Below are 19858 nucleotides of genomic sequence, written 5' to 3'. Positions count from 1 at the left end.
TTTAATCTCGCCCCCAGCCTAAAAATGCTAAGAGTTTACAAGACATTATGATCAAAAAAATCCTTATTGCTTTCCTTGTTCTGATCGTCGTCGGCTTAATTGCGCTGTATTTCAGCATCAATTCGATTGTTGGTGGCAGCGTCACAAAGGCTTTCAATAAGTTTGGTCCGGAAATCACCGGAACCCAAACTTACATCAAAAGCACCGGCGTCAATGTATTCGATGGCACGATTAGCATCAATGGATTATTCATCGGCAATCCCGAAGGTTTCGAGAAGCCCAGTGCAATGGAGTGTGGCGAAATTTACATCGACATCGAGCCTAGCTCCCTGCTTTCTGACCGCATTGAGGTAAATGAAATTAAAATCGTCGCTCCTAAATTTACCTACGACCAAAACCTCGCAACCAATAACCTTTCCAAGTTGAAGTCTCAGGTCGACTCCAACATGAAGAAATACAAGACCGCTGACGAAACACCGGCTGAAACGCCTCAGGAACCGGCGGACGCTGAGCAACCCAGCAAAACGCTCATCTTACACAAGCTCATCGTTTCCGATGGAGAAGTCGACCTCTCGGTCAATCTGGCTCTGGTCAAGGCCAATCAGGTACTAGCGCTACCGGAGATCAATGAGGACTTCGGCGGTAAGGGCGTTACCCCAGCAGAGGCCACAGACTACATTTTGAGCATTGTGCTCGAAAAGGTCGTCGTCGTTGCTGCAGAAATGGTCCAGGAAATCGCCAATGATCCAAATGCTGTCCTCGACACTGCAACCAAATCACTGGACAATGCCGGAGACGCAGTCGACAAAGCAGGCCAGGCCATCAAAGGGCTATTTGATTAACCAGTTCACGTGATGGGTCCGTTTCGCCTCACTCCGCAGGAAGCGCGGACCCTTACAGTGCTGTTACTCATTTTGCTTGCCGGCTTAATGGGCCTGATGATTTGGGGTAATGAACTCGATCCCGAAGCTAAAATGGCAGTGCATGAGCCAGAGTAGCAGAAGTGTTACGAGTATGAAACTGCTCCAACGAAGATTGACCTGCGCCTGGTAAGTAGGCTTTGTCAACTGAGCAAGGTCTTCCATCAGTTATGTCTGAACTATTCATGATAATCGGGTTCGCTATGGCGGCCTATGCAATTGTCGCCAACGATTCGATTCAAACGCTGGGCACCTTCCTCAGTTCCAATTCAAAGCGCCCTTGGTGGATACTCTGGGCTTGGATCTCCGGCATCATGATCCTCACAGTCACCTGGGGCTGGATTCGCAACGGTGGCGACCCCGCTTTCGGACGCTTGGCAGCAAAGGAAATCCCTTTCCCATCCGACTATGGCGGCGTTTTCACTTGGGTGTTCATTCTACCACCGTTAGCCTTGGTTATTCTGACGCGTTGGGGCATCCCGGTCAGCACATCGCTGTTGGTCCTCACCGGCTTCAAGGGCATCGTCGCCGCGCAGGAAGGCGGCAGCTACACGGAAGCTGTGGACCTCTTTAAATCCATGATGGAGAAGTCGCTAGTCGGCTACGCTATCGCTTTCATCCTAGGTCTCGTGATTGTCGTCCTCGTAACTGGCAAACTGGAAAAACACTTTGTGGCGACCTATGGTGAAGATAAACCGCACCCATTTTGGACCGTTTTTCAATGGCTCTCCACCGGCTTCCTCTGGTCAATGTGGCTGGTGCAGGATTTGGCGAATATTTTTGTCTACCTACCACGACAACTGCATGTAGGCGGGTTGGTAATATCACTGCTTGGCATGGCGCTGCTCCAGGGCTATCTGATTCGCCAGCGAGGCGGCAAAATTCAAAACATCGTCACCAAGAAAACGAACACCATCGACGTCCGCTCGGCGACCTTTATCGACCTGCTTTACGGACTGGTTCTGCTCTTCTTCAAGGTCGACTACATTCCCAAATTGTTTGCCGCAATGGACCTAGCCGTGCCGTGGCCGCCCAAGATGCCGATGAGCACAACCTGGGTTTTCCTTGGCTTGTTGGCAGGTCGCGAAATCGGTCTCGCACTCGTCATGCGTCACCGCAGCAAGAAGAAATTGCGCAACATGGTGTTTGGCGACGCCGGTAAGGCTGTCATGGGTTCCGTGGTCGCCATTTGCTTGGCCATGATCGTGCCGATTTTGATTACTCCCGTTCCTGAGGATGTAAAACTGAAGGCTGAGGCTGAACACGCCGCTGCCTCCGCCGAGGAATCGGTTGATGCCGCCGCTACCACGCTGGAGGAATCCGCTCCATCCACCGAGAGCGAGACTGCCGAACAGTAGCTGCTGCGACCCCACTTAGTGGTCCAAATGCACGTCGCCGACGTGGTCACCATCTGGCCCCTGCCCCGGACGATACTTCAGCGACACGCATTCGTGGTATTGAATCACGGGTATCCCACGCCGTGGACAAGTGACCATCACCCAGCGATGCTCTAGATCCGCACATAATTCTTGGCTGCGCGGCGCAAAGTCCTCACGCGTGCGGCAAGCCCACATCATCTTGGAACGAACCTTGGTTTCGGTCTCGCCGACCTCGATGTCCCAGCCGCTCTCGTCATAGACATGCGCCTCGTCGAAAAACTTCGTCTTAAGCTTCAGGTGATCTTCGAACCCCGCCAGTCCACGCCACGCGTTTTCGCCGAATTTCATCAGCAATCCGTCCTCGGCCAGGATGTCGAGAAAACCCGACAGCCCCAAATGCTCGTCGAACCGGCGGCCCCACTCACGGACCAACTGCTTGGCTTTCTCTTCGGGTATCATGCCAATTATGACAATAAAAAGGCCCGAAGTTCCCAAGACTAATCTCAGAAACTTCGGACTATGAAAAAGAATTCAGAATCTTCGTCTGCCTCCTAGCCCCGGCCTACGGCCGACTCTCCGGTGCAGCGGGACGCTGCCTAGTGGGCGACTTCGACCTTCTTGCCCTTGGGCTGACCAATCGCGGCGAGCAACTCGTCGAACCAAGGCTCGTCGATATTGAACGGCTTGCCACCCTTGATGCGCTCGAACTCGATGGCACGCAGGATGTTGCTCTGGTCTTCGTCGTGGCCGATAACGCCGGTCTTGCCTTCGTGCGCACACTGAACCGCGAGGTCCGTGCAGCTTTTGATCAGGCGAAGGTCGTCAACGTTGGCCGGAGCGGCGCGGCTGAAGTAGCCACTCTTTTGCACCATGTTCTTCTCGGCGCCAAGAGCTTCCGCGAACTTGCTACCAAAGTATTTTCCGGGGTTCACGGCGTCCAGCTTCACGTGGCCAAAGGCGTCACGCGGCACTTCCTGGCCGGCGGCTTCCATCTGCTTCACGATGGATTCCACGCCTGCGCCTTCGGAAACGAAGATGTTCACGCAGTCGACTTCGTCCATGATCTTCTTCAGGCGAGCGGCTTCGGCTTCGAGGTCGATTTCCATCTCGGGGATGTAGATCGCGTGCACGTCAACGCGCTTTTCGTTGAGGCCCAGACCAGGCACGAAACCACGGTCGCCGAGGATTTCGTCGCGGTAGTATTTGGCGGTCGCAGCCGTCAACCAACCGCAGGAGCGGCCCATGACTTCGTGGACGATCAACATGCGCGGGTTGGCGTTGTGCTCAGCCACGATGTTGCGGAAATACTTCGCGCCTTCTTCGGCAGCCGTCCAGGCGCCGAGGCTCTGGGCGATTGGGAAGACGTCGTTGTCGATCGTCTTCGGCAAGCCGATAACCTGCAGATCGTAGTCGTTGCGCTTCAGGAACGCAGCGAGATCGGCAGCAGCGGTGTTGGTGTCGTCGCCACCGATGGTGTGGAGCACGTCCACGCCGTCCTTGACGAGTTGGTCCGCGGCGACCTTCTGCGGGTCTTCGCCTTCCTGCACGAGGCCGCGCTTCACGCAGTCCTTCACGTTGGTCAGCTTCACGCGGCTGTTGCCGATCGGGCTGCCGCCGTGGCGGTGGAGGATGTGCGCGTCCTTGCGCATCTCCGGCGTCACGACAATGCTCTCGCCGAGCAAGAGGCCCTTATAACCGCCCACGTAGCAGATGATCTCGATGTCCGGCGCGATCTCCGTGTAGCGTTCAATCAGGCCGCCAATGGCGGAGGATAAGCAGGGGGCGAGGCCGCCTGCAGTAAGGATTCCGACTTTTTTAGGTGCTCCCATAGCGCGTCCATCCAATCAATCTGCGCCCCGGAGGGAAGCAAAAACCGGCGCCGAGACGCTTTTATTCATCAGAAAATTGAAATTTGCGCCAATCTAACATTTAGACAGCTAATACAGGTCACCCTTCTCCCCACCCCGCGCATGCCGCAGAAAAGCCGGATTCCGCAGCACCTGCGTCATTCCATAGCACAGACTGTGCTAAACCTTAACACCGCCTGTGCTAAGCCTTAGCATCGCCTGTGTCATTACTTAGCATCGACGCTGCTAAGGTTTAACATCGTCGCGGAGCTAATAACGCCGCGGACGATAGCCCGGCTGGTAGCGCCCCTGGTGATTCATCATGAACACCTCGCGGCGCGGCCAGGCAAAGCGCACCACGATCACGGTGACCAGCAATGTCAGGAATGCGGTCCACGCGCTGGCCAGCCAAAGCCCGTGCACCATGCCCGCGATCAGGAAGCTCGCCAACACACTACCCAGCGCGGCAAACGGCAAAAACATAGCCCCCGGTGCGATGTAGCCCTCGATCAAAATACGGCCCATGAAATACTGAATCGGGAACACAATGATCCACGCCGTGATGAACCAGCCAAAGAAATTCAGCAGCGGCACCCCGTAGTAGGCGCCCGTGCTTTCCCAGATCCAATACTCGCGCACGATGGTCGCCACCGGCTCCAAGGCGAGGTCCACCCCGGTCGCGCAAATCGCCACCCCCAGCGCGATCAGCCCGGGTCGCGGTTCCCGCTTGTTGCGGACCATGCTGTTCATCAGGAGCAGCAGCGGGTAAAGCACCACCCACCACGCCAGCGGAATCGCCCAAGGCAAAATCCCCGCGATGCGCGGCCCGAAATTGTCCGTGTAGACGTAGTTGCCGAACGGCAGCCCCGTCATCGCGCCCAGCATTTCCATGCCGCCCGACACCGCCGCGATCCAGACAAAGTAGGCAATCGTCGCCCCCCAGCCGATGCGCCGACCGGCGTCAAAAAAGATCACCGCCGAAGCCAGAATCATGAACAGCAAATCCTCCCAGTGGCCCACCGGCGACTCATAGGGAATCGCCACCGCGACCAGCCCCACCAGGAACCAAATCGCGTACCAAATCAGGATTACTTGAAACAGCCGTCGAAACATTGTCCGAAAAGTTGAGCGCCTTTCATGCCTGCTGCAACCCCTCGTTGACGAAGATTATTCACACCCGCTTAACGACAGACCTGGAAGCTGTTTGACTTGATGACGAGGAATACGCCATCGCCCACTTTCAGGTCCAAACTGTCCACTGCATCTGGCGTCACTTCCGCCGCAATGATCGCCTCCGCGCAGTCGCCGACCTGCGTCACCACGATCACTTTGTTCGGCAACATGCGCAGCTCGACAATGCGCGACGGCAGGCGGTTGCGCGCCGAGATCTTTGCCACCGGCTGCTTCGCGAGCATGATCTCGTGCGCGTTGAGTCGCAGCAACGCCCGCGAACCAGCAGGTAAATCAATGCGCGACACCTGCACTTCTGGGCCAAGCTTTGCATCGCAAAGCTTCAGCGTGGTCAGCGTTTCAGTGTAGCTCACCACGTGGCCGTAGAGTATGTTTTCAAAGCCGTCTTCCAGCGCCGAATAAATCTCGGACTTCAGGAACACATCGCGCGGCGAGCCTTTGTCGGCCAGCCTCCCCTGCTCCATCACCACCACTTCATCACACAGCGCCTGCAGCTCCGCCGGCTGGTGGGAAACGATCAACATCGGGACCTGAAACGTCTCCCGAATCTGCTGCAAAAACGGGATGATGCGGTAGCGCAATTTGTGGTCAAGCGACGCCAGCGGCTCGTCGAGCAGGAGCAGCTTCGCGCCCGAGATCAACGCCCGCCCCAGCGCCACGCGTTGACGCTGCCCGCCGGACAATTGATGCGGATACCGCTCCAGCAAATCGCCCAGCTCCAGCGCATCGACCGCCTGCTGCATCAGCGACTTCACATCGCTCCCCTGCGCCAAGGCGCGCTTCTGACCGGCGAGCAGATTTTGCCGCACCAGCCAATGCGGGAACAGCAAATGCTGCTGCGGCACATAGCCCACGTTGCGTGCTTCCGGCGGCAGACAAATGCCCTGCGCCTGGTCGAGCCACACCGTGTCGTTGAAGACAATGCGCCCGGTTGTCATCGACGGACGCCGCATGCCGCATATCGTTTCGAGCAAAGTCGTTTTGCCGCAACCCGACGGCCCGAACACGCCCGCGACCGGCGCCGCGAACTCATGCTGAAACGAGGCCAGCCCCACGCCCGCGTCGCTCTCAATGTGGATGGACAGTGGCATAGTTCGATGCGTGTGAGTTGGTGAAGCGCTTCGGCTGCGCGAGCCACTCCGTCAGGTAAACCAAAATGAAGCCCAGCGCGATGGCGACCATCAGCAGGATATTCGCCCGCGTGTCGTCGCCCGATTGCTGCGCGCTGTAGATCGCTGAGGCCAGCGTCTGCGTCTTGCCGGGGATGTTGGCCGCAACCATGATTGTCGCGCCAAACTCGCCCATCGCACGCGTAAACGACAGAATAATCCCCGCCGCCAAACCGCGCTTGGCCAGCGGCAAAGTGACCGCAAAAAACGTCGCTAAACGGCTATTGCCTAGTGTGCGGTTGATCGACTCCAAGCCAGGGTCGACCGCCTCAAAGCTCACGCGCGCGGTCCGCAAATACAGCGGGAACGACATCACGCAATAGGCCAACACCACGCCCTTCCAAGTCAGCAAAATATCGAGGCTGAAGCCCAGCGTTTCGCGCCCCAGCAAACCGCGGTCGGCCAGCAGCAGGAGCAACAGGTAGCCCACCGCCGTCGGCGGCAACACCAGCGGCAAGCTGGAGATCGCGATCAGCGCGCGCTTGCCTATGAAGTCATACCGCGCCATCCAATACGCCAGCGGCGTGCCGAGCAAAAATACAATCAACGACGCCAAGCTCGCCCAAGCCAGCGTGGAAAGGATGACGTTGATGATCGGCTCCATATCAGTCGTTGTTTACCGGTAAAAACCCATAGCGCTCAAACACGCTTTTCGCGGCCGGTGTGCTCAGGAACTTCAGGAAGTCTGCGCCGCTGGTTTCGTCGGCACCCGCGATCTCGGCCACGCAGTAGCGGATCGGCGCAGCATCGCCCAGCGGCACGGAGTAGAGCTCGCGCAGCTGGTCTTTCTCAGTCAAATAGTCGGTGCGGTAAACAATGCCCACGAGCTTGCCATTGTTACTCACCTGCTTCAAGGCTGCACGCACATCCGGCATCGGCGAGAGGCGGCCATCCAACTGCGACCAAACCGACGCGCCGTCGGGCGCGGAAAGTTTCTCTAGCCAACCCTTCGCGTATTGGCCGGCGGGCACGTAAGCCGGATCGCCGATGACCAGGTATTGAAAATCAAGCGACGCCAATTCCGCCGGGCTACTCAACTGAAACGGCGCACTCTGCATGCAGACCACTACAAGTTGATTCGACAGCAAGTCCGCGCGTGATCCGTCGATGATCAAGCCCGCTTCTTCCACCTCGTCCATCCAGCGCGCGTTTGCGCTCAGGTAGACATCGGCTTGGGGCGAGGCCATGATTTGCTTGGCCAGCGAGCCCGAGCCCGCGAAGTTCAAGACGACCTCCGTGCCCGTCTCAGCCGTGTAAGCCTGCGCGATTTCCGTGACGGCGTCGTTCAAGCTCGCCGCGGCAAACACGGTGATGGAATTCGTTGTCGCTGTGTCTTTCCCGCAAGCGCTCAAGAGCAACGCCGCGCCGAAAAGCGCACCCCATTTAACTGTGGCTGATAGCTTCATACCCGGGCTCATTTGCAGCAAAGCGCTGGCCAATGACCGCGCCGCCATTAGGTAATCAGCCCGCTAATGCCTTCAGCAAGAGTTCCTTGCCGCGCGGAGAATAGTCCAGCTTCGTCGCGGCTTCCAGGCCCACAGGGCTCATTTTTTTCGCCGTCTTCTGCAGGATGCTGATGACCTTTGCCTCGTCGTATTTCTCAACGATGCCGTCGTATTGAAATTGAAGGAAAACCAGGCACAGACCGTCTTCCAGCGTCTGGCAATCAGCGTTGCCCTTGATGTTCTTCTTCAGGTTCAGCTCGCGGACGGCGTCAATCGTCTCCTGCTCGTAGCCGAGCTCCCCCAACACCTTGGCCGACTCGTCGGCGTGGAACACCTTCAGATCGGCGCGCCACTTCAAGTAAGCCGCACGGCCTTCCGGATATTCGCTGCGAGGACGCTCCCAACGCCGCAAATGCTGCGAACGGCTCGCGAGCAACAACGGCTCCGACGCCTCGGGTGCCAACTGCACGACCCGATAGCAGAGCGCCTGCGCCAGCAAATACTCGGCCGCATAGATCGTCCCTTCAAAGGTGATTTCGGCCGGATCCTCCTGGTTAATCGCATCGAAGCGCGCGACGGCTTGGTCAAAGCGTTCGCGGTTGGCGATGTCGCTGTCGGGAATAGAAATATCAAACATGAGCGGCATTAAAAAAGAAGCTCCGACGCCTGTCGACGCCGGAGCTTAGCTCATTTTGACTTTTTACTCTCTTCTAGCTATGCGGTTGCGCAGGTGCTACTGCAACCGGTCTTACAGAAGTTTTCCGTGGAAAGCGCCGCGTCCAGAATGTCCTGCGACGGCAACTCCAGCATCACATCGTCTTCCAGAATGTGCACCGGGAACGTCTCGATCCGATAATCTTCGCCGCTAATGCACTCACCCGTTTGCAGGCTGAAGTTATTCTTGTGCAGCGGGCAGGAAACCTTGGGCGTGTTTTGCTTGTCGCCAATGATCCCGCGCGACAACACGAAGGCCTTCTTGTGCGGGCACATGTTTTGCGTGGCATACCATTCGCCGCGGCTGTCGAAGTGGAAAACTGCCAGCTGGACCTTGCCAACCTTGACTGCGGCGCCGCCGTTTTGCGGGAAGTCCCACACCTTGCCAACCGTCACCAAGCGTGTGTTCGCGGACTTGCGGGCCTCGGCAAAATCGACCTCGCCAACCTTGAGGCCAAGCACGTCGCCGCCCACCTTGCTCCAGTATTCGGGGCGCTGTTGGCCACGCTCATCGACCATCTCGATGATCGGCTCGCTCTCGTCGGTGTTGACGAACTGCTGGAAGAATTTGCGCTTTTTGGGGTCGTCCACGACAGCCTTCCACTCGCACTGGTAGGTGTCGACGAGGAACTGCATCTGGCGCTCCAGCTCATCGCAGATGCCGAGCTTGTCATCGATCACAACGGACTTCAAATAGTCGAGCCCGCCTTCCATTTTTTCGAGCCACACGCTGGTGCGCGTCAAGCGGTCGGCGGTCTGGATGTAGAACATCATCACGCGGTCCATCAGCTTGATCGTTTCTTCCTCGCTGAGGTCGGTCGCAATCAAGTCAGCGTGACGCGGCTTCTGCCCGCCGTTGCCGCAGACGTAAAGATTGTAGCCGGTCTCGGTCGCGATCAGGCCGAAGTCCTTGCTTTGCGCTTCGGCGCATTCGCGGGTGCAGCCGGAGACGGCCATCTTCATTTTGTGCGGTGCGCGGATACCGCGGTAGCGCTCCTCGACTTGGATCGCGAACTTCACCGAGTCCTGCACCCCGTAGCGGCACCAGCTCGAGCCGACACAGCTCTTGACTGTGCGCAGCGCCTTGCCGTAGGCGTGGCCGGACTCAAAGCCCGCCGCGATCAGCTCTTCCCAGATGTTTGGCAGGTCCTGCATTTTAGCGCCAAAGAGGTCCACGCGCTGGCCACCGGTGATCTTGGAATACAGACCGTATTTCTTCGCCACCTGGCCAAGCACGATCAATTGGTCGGGCAAAATTTCGCCGCCCGGCACGCGCGGAACAACCGAATAGAGGCCACCTCGCTGCATGTTGGCGAGGAAGCGGTCGTTGGTGTCCTGCAGGGTAGCGTGCTTCGGGTCGACGATTACATCATTGAACAAACTGGCGAAAATCGACGCGGCGGTCGGCTTGCAAATTTCGCAACCCTCACCGTGGCCGGCTTCCTTCAGCAGATCCTCAAAATTGTTGATCTTTTTGACGCGGCAGATGTCGAACAGCTCCTGACGCGTGTAGGCAAAGTGCTCGCAGAGGTCCTTGTTGACCGTGCGACCGAGACGCTTCATCTCGGCGTTGAAAAGATCGGTCACCAGCGGCATGCAACCACCGCAGCCGGAGCCCGCGCTCGTGCAGGCCTTGACCGCTGCCGGGGAGTCGCATTCCTGATCTTCGATCGCCGAGCAGATCTGCGCCTTGCTCACATTGTTGCAGGAGCAGATCTGCGCGGAATCGGGCATGGCTTCGACGCCGCCTAACGCTGCGCCGCCTCCGCCATTGAGGCCCATAATGTCCGTTGGCGCGGCAGGGAGGTCTTCGCCGGCCTTGGCAAACGCGGACAGCGTGCCATACTCGGAAGCGTCGCCCACGAGGATGCCGCCCACGAGCTTTTTGCCGTCCTTGGAGAAAAACAAGCGCTTGTATTTGCCGCTGAAGGGGTCTTCCGCCACGAGTGATGTCGCCGCCTCCGGGCCCGCCTCGTAGTCGCCAAAGCTGGCTACATCGACGCCCATCAGCTTGAGCTTGGTGGACATATCAGCGCCGTTGAAAGTCTGCGTGTCGCCGCAAAGATTAGCTGCGAGCTTTTCAGCCATTTCGTAGCCGGGCGCGACGAGGCCGTAGATCATGTTTTGGTGCAGCGCGACTTCGCCAATGGCGAAAATGGACGGATCACTCGTGCGCAGCTCGTCGTCGATCAGGATGCCGCCGCGGGGCCCGAGCTCGATGCCACATTCCTTGGCGAGCTCGTCGCGCGGGCGAATGCCAGCCGAGACAATGATCATGCCCACGTCCAGCTCGCCGCCGTCCTTGAACTTCATGCCTTCGACGGAGCCGTTGCCGAGAATTTCATCCGTGGCCGTGCCGAGGTGAACCTGCACGCCGAGCTCCTCGATCTTGTCCTTCAAGATGCGCGAACCGGCCTCGTCGACCTGACGCGGCATCAGGCGCGGCGCAAATTCGATGACGTGCGTTTCCAAGCCGAGGTCGAACGCCGCCTTCGCCGCTTCCAGCCCGAGCAGACCACCGCCAATCACGGCCGCCTTTTTAACTTTGCCGCCGTATTCGATGATTTTTTCGAGGTCTTCGATGGTGCGGTAAACAAACACCCCGCTCTTCTCGACGCCGGGGATCGGCGGCACGAAGGGGTAAGAGCCAGTCGCCAGCACCACGGCGTCGTAAGCAATCGCCAGGCCCTTCTCGGACTTCACCACCTTGCGCTCCCGGTCGATCTCCGTCGCGCGGTCGCCGATGTGGAGCTCAAAGCCTTGCTCGTGGTACCAATCCAATCGGGCGAGCATCAGTTGCTCGGCGTCGCGGTGGGCGAAAAACGAGGTCAGCCCGACACGGTCATAGGCCGCTCGCGGCTCCTCGCAAAAGGTGACGATGCGGTAAGTCTGCGATTCATCAAACTGCGCCATACGCTCGCAGAAGCGGTGCCCGACCATCCCGTGGCCGATAACGACGATTGTTTTCTGGTGCTGAGTCATAGTCGAGTCTTAGTCAAATGAGCCTTTGTACAAACTTATTATCATGGAATCACGACCATCCCGCGACCATAAATCAGCGTAATAATTTTCAACACTTCCATGAATCTAATTCATCAATTGAAGTGGCGAAACATACCATTCACTCCATATGATGCAATATAGGCAGTCTTATGCGCCTCAACCGCTTCATTGGATACCGCCAAACGCCTATTCAACGCAGTGCGAATTCCAATAGCTAAGGAATAATCGGACCCATTTCTTGCGACGCTAATATGTAAATTTCAATTGACGAATCAGAATCATTTCCACCACCAGCATTCAATGATTCAAACCATGCATAAATTACTATGTTACAACCGGCTTCCATGTAGGCATCTAATGAGCTTGGCGAAATCAAGCATTCTGGATTATATTTTTGGCGAGGCGCGATTTCATCTCTGAAAACGTAATAGCTCGCTAAGGGTGGCTAGCCAGACCTATGTTTGGAAGGGGATGGTGATCTTTTGGCCAGAATGCAGTGACACTATCGTGCTAATACCAAGCAATCTAACGACGGCATGAGCTTACAACGCCAGAAACGATAGCCCGAGTTAACCACCATTCCTACTGCTTCCGCAGCACGACTTCGCCGGCGTCCGGGATGGCGTAAACCATAGCGTACTGTGCGCCTTCGTGCTCGATGACCCAAGCCTTAGCGGGTTCGCCGTTTTGCTGGGCAACTGCCCCGGACCAACCGTCGACGCGGAACTTCACCGTGAGCGGAATGTTGTAAATGCTGTCGTCCATATCGTCGGACACATTGAAGCGGATCTCGTTGACGGAGGCGGAGGCAATGTCGAGCTTGGCGGTTTCACGTTCCTGTGCGTAGCGGGCAACGACAGTGAATGGCGCGATCCAAAGGTGGTCCTCACGATCTTTGATAAACTGTAGGCCGGCTTCGGCAGTGGCTTTTTTTTCGTCCTTAAGCAAGCCGTGGTATAGCACGATACCCCATCCGCGATAGTAGCTGTATTTCCATGGGCGCTTAGGGTCGAGCATCTGGTCAAAGCGCTTTTGAGTCACTTCGGGCTTGTGGAAGCCAACGGCACCCAGGCTGCGCGTATTGAGGTAGTCGATCAAGTGTGGTGGCGTGGAGCCACCTTGCGTGCCGCGCGCGGCGATCATCGTTTCACCGATGACCTCTTGGTAAATGCCAGGCTCGTCCTTCGTGCCGGAGGCACCGCAGGGATAGGCATAGCTCAGGATGCGATTACCGATGTTGTCCTCGAGATACTTTTGGGAGAGCGCGATGTGCTCGCGGTAATCCTCTTGGCTCAGGTGGTTCATCTGCTTGCAGGAGCCGTGGAGCTCTATTTCGTGCCCCTGGTCGTAAAGGACTTTCCATTTTTCAGGCGTGCCGTTGTAGCCAAGGTTGTTGCCGGGCTGCTGGTTGTAGATGTCATACATCCCAGGGTAGACGATGAGGAACCAGGTAAACTTCCAGCCAAACTTCTCGCTCATCCGCTGCCAGAACTCAACGTCCGGGTAATTGTTGTCGTCGATAGTGATGGAAATTGCACCCATCTTGCCGTCGCCCCACAGGCAGACCGTGCCTTCACCCGGCTCAGCTGGCCACTGCGGCTTTGTTTCCTCGGCCGAGGTGTAGCGCACGCCACTTTCGGGCAGTGGCAGATTCAGTTTTTGCTCGGCAATAAGGGGGGCCGCAGCGGCGAGTAAAAGGCCAAATACAACGCTTGATAATCGCATTGGACGACTAAAAATCATCCCTCTCCGGAAATCAATAGCGAATGCATACACTCAACCGTTGCCGAAATGCACTAACACTGGGTCAGTCCGACTGAAAGCCGATCAGGCCGTCCAGCGACTGACGATTATTCTTCTCGCGGTAAGCGATCATGCCGTCGGGGCCTTCTTTTTCGCTGGCGATGCGCAGGGTCTGGCGGTCTTCCTTGTAGTCGTAGAGCGGGACGCCCCAGCCGCAGGAATCGCTGATTCGCGACACCTCGACGACGATGATCGAGCGGGCACCGGCAATTTCCTCAAACTGCGGGAGCAGCGCTGCATAGCCTTCGCTGCCCAGCTCGTGAACCACGCCTTTGCCGTGGAAACGCATGATCTTGGGCCCGCCGTCGAACGCGCAAAACATCACCACGATGCGGCCGTTTTCCTTGAGATGAGCAATGGTCTCCACGCCGCTGCCGGTCAGGTCGAGGTAGGCAACTGTCGTTGGCCCGAGGATGCGAAAGCTGTCCATCCCCTTCGGCGAACAGTTGACCAAGCCGTCGCCCGAAAGCGGCGCCGTGGCCACAAAGAATAGTTTCTGGTGCTCCACCCACTGGCGGATTTTGTCATCGATGGCGTCGTAAACTTTGCCCATAAGTAAAACTATGACTGCAACGTCGCAGAAAGCAATGCCTCGCGTGCAAAGTGTCCGTTACGAACCCGCACCCAAAATCGTGCACAAATAGCCGAACGACAAGAGCAGCAGATACGGAATCACGTCGCGCTCGGTAGCAATCCTTACCCGCCAGTGATGATGACTATACCATTTTTCCCGCGCCATAGTGATCTCCACCTGAGCGTCTGGAAAATCGATGGTCTGTTCTTTCATACGAGGCGAAAGCTCGTGTTTAAAGGGCTCATCTTCGCCGAGCATCAATTTATAGCGGATGCGAGTTAAACGCATAGCGTGATCGTTTTGCACCAGTTTGCCAATCTGCTGTTCGCCGCGCTGCAGCTCATACCGGTAGGCAGTCAAGCCGCCCGTTTGCTGTAAGCGCATGACTTCCTGGCCCTCGGCGTCCTCAAAATAGTAGAGCATTCTTGAGATCACGAATCGCTTATTACGCATCTGATACCGCAGCCTCCCTGCTCCATCCAGCACCTGCACACCGGTCGGGATGAAGTTGGAACTAGGCATGATGACGAACGTTTCGCTCACTGCCGGATACTTTTTACGACAGCTCTGGCCGACGCAAACCAAACCAAGCTAAAATTCCACCGAAATTTTACCCTTTAAAAGTCCGCCAATACAGATTCAACTTCGGGCCATGAAATTCCTCAGCACGCGCGGACAAAGCGACGAGACGACTTTTACTGAAGCCGTGGCGACCGGACTGGCGCCCGATGGCGGCCTTTACCTGCCCAAGACACTGCCCGACATCTCCACTAAGCTCAAGGGCTGGGCCGGCCTCAGCTACCCGGACCTCTGCTTCGAGTTCCTCAAGCTCTTCGCCACCGACATGCTTGAGGACAAGCTGCGCGCCATCGTCAAGGAATCCTACAAGACCTTCTCGCGCAAGGAGATCGCCCCGCTCGTCAAGCTCGACGACCACCTGCAGGTGCTGGAGCTTTTCCACGGCCCCACCCTCGCCTTTAAGGACTTCGCGCTCCAGCTCCTCGGCAATCTTTACGAAGAGCAAATCCAGCGCACCGGCGACCCGATCAACGTCCTCGGCGCCACATCCGGCGACACCGGTTCGGCGGCCATCCACGGCCTGCTCGGCAAGAAGGGCGTCCGCATTTTCATCCTGTATCCGCAAGGCCGCGTCTCCATGCTGCAAGAGCGGCAGATGACCACCACCACCGCGCGCAACGTTTACCCGATTGCCATCGAAGGCACCTTCGACGACGCGCAGGCTATGGTGAAAGACGCCTTTGGCGACGCCGATCTCAAGGCCAAGTATAACCTGTCCGCGATCAATTCGATCAACCTCGCGCGCATCCTCGCGCAGTGCGTTTACTACATTTGGGCGTGGCTGCAACTGAGCGAAGCCGACCGCGAGCGCGGCGTGCAGTTCGTCGTGCCCACGGGCAACTTTGGCAACGTGCTCGCCGGCTGGCTGTCCAGCAAGATGGGCTTGCCCGTGGAAGGATTCCGCGTGGCCACGAACCAGAACGACATCCTCTGCAAGCTGTTCAACACCGGCCTGTATGAAGTCAGTGATGTGTCACCCAGCTGCGCGCCGTCGATGGACATCCAGGTCGCCTCGAACTTCGAGCGCTTCCTCTACTACAACGTCGGCCAGGACCCGGCCAAGGTGCGCGAAGTCATGCAGGCCTTCAAGGCCACCGGCAAATTCCAGTTCGACAATTTCGACCGCGATGTCTTCTCGGCTTCCCGCATGGACGACGCCGAAATCACCCAGACCATCGAGCGCATTTTCAACCAATACAAATACGTTTCCGATCCCCACACCGCTTGCGCGTTCAAGGATCTCGACGAGTCGAAGACCAACGTGGTGCTCTCCACCGCGCACCCGGCGAAGTTCCCGGAAGTGATCGAGCAGGCCCTCGGCCGCACACCCACTGCCCCGGCGCTGGAGGCCATCAAGACCGAGCCCATAGTCAACTATCTGCTCCCCGCCGACGGAGCCGCTGTCGCCGAGTTCCTCAAAGAGCACGCCAAGGGCAGTTGATGATTTTTCATTAATCAATTTTCAATTGTCAGTTGTCATTGGAGGTTGATAAATGAGCGATGATCTGCAGTCCGAGTATGCGAAGAAGTTTGCGCTGCGTGGCATGCAGACCACGGACGTGATTGCATTTCGGTGTGCGGCGGAAATTCTCTCGCCGTGGATTAAGGACAAGCGCGCGCTGGATGTTGGTTGCGGCGCCGGAAGGTCGACTGAGTTCCTAGGGCGCTTGGGCGCGATTGACTACGGCGTCGATCACAACCCGGCCATGATCGAGCAGGCCCGCGCCTTGGCCCGTTATGAGCCGAAGTATGACGTGATCGCGGGCGGCGGACGCCTCCCCGGCAATGATAGCAGCTACGACCTGATTTTCTCCAGCTGGATGCTCCTCGAAATGGGCAACCCACGCGACATCATCCAACTGCTCAAGGAGTGTCGCCGCGTATTGAAAGACGACGGGCGCGCGGTGTTCATTGTCAACACGGCGGAGTTCTACACGGGCGGCTGGGTGTCGATCGATGTCGACTTTCCCGAGAACCAAACACGACTGAAGGACGGTCAAGTCGTGAAGGCGCGTTTGCTGCCCGAAGACTACGTGGTGACGGATTACTACTGGGACGAAAAAAGCTACGTTAACTTTCTCACGCAAAGTAACTTTGCCGTGCAAAGTATCCACAAGCCACTTGGTTTGGAGAGCGATGGCATCACCTGGAAAGACGAACGCCACACCGCGCCATTTGCGGTGTATGAGCTATACCCCCTCAACTAATCTCGCAGGGCATCTATCTCCCACTCCGATAGCTCAAGATAGCCCAAGCCTGTGCATTTAGAGTAATGCGCGGCCCTCTTTGAGCTTGGCCTCCACAGTGGACAGACAATACCTTACGTTTATGGCTCAAAGCATGCTTAAGCAAAGTCCCAACCGTAAGAATCCGCTCGACGAGATTACCGAAGAAACCGACGTCACTGTCCGCAGTGCCGACGACCGACTGCCAATCGGCTGGCTTGCACTCTTTGGTTCCGCGAACCTCTCGACCTACTCCGATGCCAGCGACGACACCGATATCCCTCTGCTTTGCGACGACCGCGAACAATGCATTGACCGCCTCACCCAGAATCTAGAAGTCATCGAAGTGTATTTTGAAAACTGTGTAGACGCTGTCGATGAGTTCCTAGGCGATTTGGAAGAGATACACGGCAGTTACCTCAAACTTGATCTTTCCGAGTATTGGGAGGCCCAGTTGATCAACGAGCTCAAAGCAGCAGTCGCCTTTTTCGAAGTCCCAAACGACGAAGGCCTCGACGCACTGATCAAGTTTGCCAACGTTGAATATGCACACTCCGAGAAAGCGATACTCGCACCCGCAGGCCACCCTATTGAGGAGTGCGCTATTGGCTCACGCCAGAGTGGACGCTCCAGCCCCGATAGGAGTATGCCAATGAACAGAGAATTGCGGAATTTGATCGATGAAGTTGGCGACGCGACTTAAGCTCTACGCCGAATTCCAATACACAACCGCTATGTCCGAGAAAACCATTTTCCAAAAAATCATCGACCGGGAAATCCCCGCGACTATCGAATACGAGGACGATCAGTGCCTTGCCTTTCGCGATATCGCTCCGCAGGCACCAACGCACCTGCTAGTCATCCCGAAAAAGCTCATTGTGCGCATCGGTGAATCTGCCGACGCAGACGCAGGCCTCCTCGGTCACCTGATGCTCATCGCTCGTCAATTGGGGAACCAGTTCGGAGGTGAGAACGGCTTCCGTCTCGTTATCAATAACGGCCCTGACGGCGGGGAAGCCGTCCCCCACCTGCACATTCACGTCCTCGCTGGTCGCTCCCTTCAATGGCCCCCTGGCTAAGCGTTTATTTTCGCAACCGTCCCCCAAAATCTCAGGTGCATGGCAAAAACCAGCCAAATGTGTCAGGTAGTCTATCCTCAACATTCGACTTCTCTGATGACAGGCAGCGAAATGCGACGCTAGCATAAACATAAAATCATCGATTATCAGGAAAGCTCCTCGCTACCTTTTGCAAGGCGTTTAATAAACCCATAGCCGTCGAAACACCGTAAACAAAAGAACACTTACTCATCCAATTTCTATCCTTTCCCCCACAGGTTGCGCTTGCGGAAGCGGCGGATTTGGTGTTCCCTTAGATAATGCTAAACGACGTGGTTGAAGTCGAAATCAAGGGCGTCATGCCCACCTCCAATGGATGCGCGGTATTCCTCGGCAGCGAGGAAAAGACCTTCGTGATCTATGTCGATCAAGGCATTGGCAACGCCATTTCCATGACGATTAACCACGTTAAAAAAGAGCGTCCGCTCACGCACGACTTGGTCGACAGCATCTTCCAGGGCTTCGGCGTATCCGTCGAGCGCGTGGTGATTAACGATGTCGAAGAAGGCACGTTCTTCGCGCGCCTTATCCTCTCCATGGAGAACGAGCTCGGCAAAAAAATCGTCGAAGTCGATGCCCGCCCGAGCGATTCCATCGTCCTCGCCCTCCAGGCTGAAAAGCCGATCTACACCGCGCAAAACGTCATTGATTCCGTCGAGGACATGACCGAGATCCTCGAGCGTATCCTGAAGCAACAGGGCGAGTGATTGGAAGAGAACCGATTAAAAATTAAAGATGAAAGCGGTCCCCGCTCATTAATTTTTAAGCTTTAATTATAAGCCATTTTGAAACCTCTTCCCGACACGGTCATCCCGAACCAGCCGCCGACCGCGCTTGCGCCGATGCAGGACGTGACGACGCGGCCGTTCATGGCGATTGTTAATCAGTTTGGAGCGCCGGATTATTTTTTCACCGAATACTTCCGTGTGCATGATCACTCACGCCCGGAAACGCACATCCTCGACTCGATCATCAACAACCCGAGCGACCGCCCTGTTTTTGCGCAGCTGATCGGTGAGGACATCGAGCACATGCAGCGCACGGTGCGCCTGCTGATCGAGCACCCCATCGCCGGCATCGACCTAAATATGGGCTGCCCGGCGCCCAAGGTTTACAAGAAGAACGTCGGCGGCGGGCTCATGCGTGATCCACAAAAAGTCGACCTACTCCTTGGCGCGTTGCGCGACGTTTGCCCGGGCCGCTTCACGGTCAAGATGCGCATCGGCTTTGCCGACATGGAGCACTACGAGACGATTATCGGCCTCGTAAACAAGCACGATGTCGACCTGCTCAGCGTGCATGGGCGCACGGTCAGGGGCATGTATCGCAGCGCGGTTGACTACGATGCGATTAAGCTCGCGGTCGACTCCGCCAACTGCCCAGTGCTGGCCAACGGCGATGTATCGTCCGTTGAGAAAGGCCACTGGGTGCTCAAGCACACCGGCGCGCACGGCCTGATGATCGGCCGTCATGCGATTCGCAACCCCTGGATTTTCCGTCAGCTCCGCGAAAGCTTTGCATCGCAAAGTGTGTTTCAGCCGACGCTGGGCGACGTCCGCGAATACGTGGACCTGCTCTGGGTGGAAACGCGCAAGACGCGGCACGACGAAGGCCGCCACGTGGCCTACATGAAGAAGTTTCTGAACTTTGTGGGGCAAAGTGTCGACCCCGAGGGGGTGTTCCTGCGGACGGTTCGCCGCGCGCGCACGCCGGAGGATTATTTCAAGATTTGCGACGAGCACCTCGTTGAAGGCGGGCGCGACAAGCTGCCGTTTTCACCCGAGCCCTACCCTGGCCTCATCGCGCGCCCGAGCCGCGAAGGCCCCACCGGCCCGTCCGCCAGCAACGTTGGCGAGCCGGAGGAATGCAACCTCGATAATGCCGTATAGGC

The 19858-nt window shown here is 57.0% G+C and carries 19 protein-coding genes; 8 read left to right on the top strand and 11 right to left on the bottom strand.

Annotated features, from left to right (window positions below; all coding sequences use genetic code 11):
• Window positions 1–47 precede the first annotated feature (47 nt).
• On the top strand, window positions 48–842 hold the full coding sequence (locus tag RBB62_RS05995) for an AsmA family protein (protein WP_309397829.1): 795 nt from the start codon (window positions 48–50) through the stop codon (window positions 840–842).
• A gap of 248 nt (window positions 843–1090) precedes the next feature.
• A complete protein-coding gene (locus tag RBB62_RS05990) occupies window positions 1091–2278 on the top strand; it encodes a hypothetical protein (RefSeq protein WP_309397828.1) in 1188 nt (395 codons plus the stop codon).
• 15 nt (window positions 2279–2293) lie between these two features.
• On the opposite strand, the gene RBB62_RS05985 is transcribed toward RBB62_RS05990, so the two are convergent.
• The 11 genes from RBB62_RS05985 to RBB62_RS05935 all read right to left on the bottom strand — a co-directional run bounded on the left by RBB62_RS05985 (window position 2294) and on the right by RBB62_RS05935 (window position 14567).
• The gene (locus tag RBB62_RS05985) at window positions 2294–2758 is read right to left on the bottom strand and encodes a hypothetical protein (RefSeq protein WP_309397827.1); all 465 of its coding nucleotides are present in this window, start codon (window positions 2756–2758) and stop codon (window positions 2294–2296) included.
• A 137-nt stretch (window positions 2759–2895) separates the two neighbouring features.
• Window positions 2896–4128, bottom strand: coding sequence for a pyrophosphate--fructose-6-phosphate 1-phosphotransferase (locus RBB62_RS05980; protein ID WP_309397826.1), 1233 nt, complete (start codon window positions 4126–4128; stop codon window positions 2896–2898).
• A 288-nt stretch (window positions 4129–4416) separates the two neighbouring features.
• A complete protein-coding gene (locus RBB62_RS05975; protein WP_309397825.1) occupies window positions 4417–5259 on the bottom strand; it encodes a carotenoid biosynthesis protein in 843 nt (280 codons plus the stop codon).
• Between the two features lie 68 nt (window positions 5260–5327).
• Window positions 5328–6428: a molybdenum ABC transporter ATP-binding protein gene (modC, locus tag RBB62_RS05970; protein WP_309397824.1), complete on the bottom strand. Its 1101-nt coding sequence runs from the start codon at window positions 6426–6428 to the stop codon at window positions 5328–5330.
• Window positions 6406–7110, bottom strand: coding sequence for a molybdate ABC transporter permease subunit (modB, locus tag RBB62_RS05965; protein ID WP_309397823.1), 705 nt, complete (start codon window positions 7108–7110; stop codon window positions 6406–6408). The genes modC and modB overlap by 23 nt, the downstream gene beginning before the upstream one ends.
• A gap of 1 nt (window position 7111) precedes the next feature.
• Window positions 7112–7912 carry a molybdate ABC transporter substrate-binding protein gene (gene modA / locus RBB62_RS05960; protein ID WP_309397822.1) on the bottom strand — a complete coding sequence of 267 codons (801 nt, stop codon included), beginning with the start codon at window positions 7910–7912 and terminating at the stop codon, window positions 7112–7114.
• A 55-nt stretch (window positions 7913–7967) separates the two neighbouring features.
• On the bottom strand, window positions 7968–8588 hold the full coding sequence (locus RBB62_RS05955) for a DUF4202 domain-containing protein (protein WP_309397821.1): 621 nt from the start codon (window positions 8586–8588) through the stop codon (window positions 7968–7970).
• A gap of 77 nt (window positions 8589–8665) precedes the next feature.
• On the bottom strand, window positions 8666–11647 hold the full coding sequence (nirB, locus tag RBB62_RS05950) for a nitrite reductase large subunit NirB (RefSeq protein WP_309397820.1): 2982 nt from the start codon (window positions 11645–11647) through the stop codon (window positions 8666–8668).
• A gap of 603 nt (window positions 11648–12250) precedes the next feature.
• Window positions 12251–13393, bottom strand: coding sequence for a polysaccharide deacetylase family protein (locus RBB62_RS05945; protein WP_309397819.1), 1143 nt, complete (start codon window positions 13391–13393; stop codon window positions 12251–12253).
• 82 nt (window positions 13394–13475) lie between these two features.
• On the bottom strand, window positions 13476–14024 hold the full coding sequence (locus tag RBB62_RS05940) for a pyridoxamine 5'-phosphate oxidase family protein (RefSeq protein ID WP_309397818.1): 549 nt from the start codon (window positions 14022–14024) through the stop codon (window positions 13476–13478).
• Between the two features lie 57 nt (window positions 14025–14081).
• The gene (locus RBB62_RS05935; protein ID WP_309397817.1) at window positions 14082–14567 is read right to left on the bottom strand and encodes an LURP-one-related family protein; all 486 of its coding nucleotides are present in this window, start codon (window positions 14565–14567) and stop codon (window positions 14082–14084) included.
• Between the two features lie 130 nt (window positions 14568–14697).
• On the opposite strand from RBB62_RS05935, the gene thrC reads away from it, so the two are divergent.
• From thrC to RBB62_RS05905, 6 genes are all read left to right on the top strand, one after another.
• Window positions 14698–16065: a threonine synthase gene (thrC, locus tag RBB62_RS05930; RefSeq protein WP_309397816.1), complete on the top strand. Its 1368-nt coding sequence runs from the start codon at window positions 14698–14700 to the stop codon at window positions 16063–16065.
• 52 nt (window positions 16066–16117) lie between these two features.
• Entirely contained in the window at window positions 16118–16831 is a 714-nt protein-coding gene (locus RBB62_RS05925) for a class I SAM-dependent methyltransferase (protein ID WP_309397815.1), read from the top strand.
• Between the two features lie 133 nt (window positions 16832–16964).
• Entirely contained in the window at window positions 16965–17552 is a 588-nt protein-coding gene (locus RBB62_RS05920; protein ID WP_309397814.1) for a hypothetical protein, read from the top strand.
• Window positions 17553–17583: 31 nt separating this feature from the next.
• The gene (locus tag RBB62_RS05915; protein WP_343219075.1) at window positions 17584–17928 is read left to right on the top strand and encodes a histidine triad nucleotide-binding protein; all 345 of its coding nucleotides are present in this window, start codon (window positions 17584–17586) and stop codon (window positions 17926–17928) included.
• Between the two features lie 299 nt (window positions 17929–18227).
• Window positions 18228–18674 (top strand): bifunctional nuclease family protein, encoded by a 447-nt coding sequence (locus RBB62_RS05910; RefSeq protein WP_309397812.1) that lies wholly within the window; start codon window positions 18228–18230, stop codon window positions 18672–18674.
• A 78-nt stretch (window positions 18675–18752) separates the two neighbouring features.
• Window positions 18753–19856: a tRNA dihydrouridine synthase gene (locus RBB62_RS05905; RefSeq protein ID WP_309397811.1), complete on the top strand. Its 1104-nt coding sequence runs from the start codon at window positions 18753–18755 to the stop codon at window positions 19854–19856.
• Window positions 19857–19858: the final 2 nt, after the last annotated feature.

Origin of the sequence: Cerasicoccus maritimus (assembly GCA_031296935.1) — a bacterium.
Taxonomy (GTDB): Bacteria; Verrucomicrobiota; Verrucomicrobiia; order Opitutales; family Cerasicoccaceae; genus Cerasicoccus; species Cerasicoccus maritimus.
Note: the sequence above shows the minus strand (reverse complement) of the source record. Positions and strands in the feature narration are given on the sequence as shown.